Source organism: Siminovitchia fortis (genome assembly GCF_007681465.1).
Classification (GTDB): Bacteria; Bacillota; Bacilli; order Bacillales; family Bacillaceae_C; genus Siminovitchia; species Siminovitchia fortis.
The window spans coordinates 1-1,859 of record NZ_VEKZ01000126.1 but is presented as its reverse complement, the minus strand read 5'-3'; the positions used below and the strand labels follow the sequence as shown (position 1 = coordinate 1,859).

Genomic DNA, 1,859 nt, shown 5'->3' with positions numbered 1-1,859 from the left:
AAACCGTTTATTGAAAAAACACAAGCTCGCCGGCAGAAATCATATCAGTTTTCATCCGGAAAAGGAACGAAAACGCTTTGCCTATGATAAGGTCAACGTATTGTGGCAGGCGGACTTGTCGCATGGCCCATACATTCCAATTGATGGAAAGATGAAGAAAACCTTTCTCATCGCTTATATTGATGACTGTTCCAGGCTCGTTCCATACGCCCAATTCTTTATCTCCGAGAAATTTGACGGGCTAAGGGAAGTGACGAAGGAAGCACTAATCAGGCGCGGAAAACCTACTATCATTTATGCGGATAACGGGAAGATTTACCGGTCTGAGACCCTGCAATATGCGTGTGCCCAACTGGGCATTACCCTGGCGCACACGATGCCTTATGACGCGCCAGCTAAGGGGAAAATAGAGAGACTTTTTAAAACGATCCAAACACGTTTCTATCCCCTTTTAAAGAGTGAACCCGTTCATTCTTTGGAGGAACTGAATGAGCGTTTCTGGCAATGGCTGGAGGAAGACTATCATCGGAGGCCGCACGCTTCATTAGACGAAAAAACACCGCACGAAGTATTCCTGTCCCAATTGGATCATGTCACATTCTTGGAGGACCTTTCCTTGTTGGACTCAATCTTTTTAAAGCGGGCAAAGCGAAAAGTGAAGCTGGATGGCACCATCACGCTGGAGAAGAAGCTATATGAGGTCCCTTCCCAATATATCGGGCAAAAAATTGAAATCAGGATGGACGAGCATAAAGTATATGTGTTTGAGGACGGCAAGCAAGCAGCCGAGGCCATTCCGGTCTCCATGCATGACAATGCCCGTGTCAAACGGGGACAGTCGCCATTCGCCGTCTCCGAAGCTCATCAGGAGGAGGGAGAAGGCCATGTATAAACCGTTTTATTCGTTGGCTAGAGCGCCTTTTTCTAAAGACATGGAGCCGACGGAGGCTTTCCGTTCTGCGGGGTACCAGGAAGCATTGAACGGCCTCGAGTATTTACGCAAATCCAAAGGGATCGGCATGGTCATTGGTGATCCTGGTGCCGGAAAAACCTTCACATTAAGGTCATTCAAGGATTCGCTTAACCCGGCCCTGTATCATGTGGTCTATTTTCCACTGTCAACTGGAGGCGTGATGGATTTTTACCGGGGGTTGGCTTACGGCTTGGGCGAGGAGCCAAAGTTCCGGAAGGTGGACCTGTTCCGGCAGATTCAGCATGGAATTGAACGCATGGTCCAGGAACGAAAAGTAACGCCGGTGTTCATCCTGGATGAGATGCACATGGCCAAGGATGCTTTTTTGCAAGACTTGGCGATTCTTTTCAACTTTCAAATGGATTCATCGAACCCCTTCATCCTTGTGCTGGCCGGGCTTCCGCATTTAAAGACGCGCCTGAACCTGAATCACCACAAGCCACTCGCCCAGCGAATCATCATGAGGTACCAAATTCAGCCGTTGCAGAAAGAAGATGTGTTCGCCTATATTGATCACCACTTAAAGCTTGCCGGAGCCAAGATGCCGATTTTTACGGAGACAGCCCTTGAAGCGATTGCCCTGCGTTCACAGGGATGGCCGCGCATCATTAACACATTGACGGTCAATTGCCTATTGTATGGGGCGCAGCTGAAGAAAGAACATATTGATGAGGAAATCGTCCAATTGGCCGTCGAGGAGAGTGGCTTATGATAAGGCGCGGAATCATGTTTTTTGATGTGGACAGCCAGGGCTGGAGAATATGGATTGGCCAACAAGAGTATGAAACGTTTACGGGAATGACCTTCGAAATACGCATTCAACACCGTTATTATGAAGCATGTTTTGAAAAAGATTATAATGAGTGGTTTGTGACGCTGGAGGATG

2 protein-coding genes are annotated in these 1,859 nt (G+C 48.0%); both read left to right on the top strand.

The features are described from left to right. A partial coding sequence (locus FS666_RS19140) for a TnsB C-terminal domain-containing protein (protein WP_144460673.1) occupies positions 1–892 on the top strand: 892 nt, incomplete at its 5' end. Continuing rightward, a complete protein-coding gene (locus FS666_RS19135; protein ID WP_144460672.1) occupies positions 885–1,685 on the top strand; it encodes an ExeA family protein in 801 nt (266 codons plus the stop codon). The genes FS666_RS19140 and FS666_RS19135, both read left to right, overlap by 8 nt. Positions 1,686–1,859: the final 174 nt, after the last annotated feature.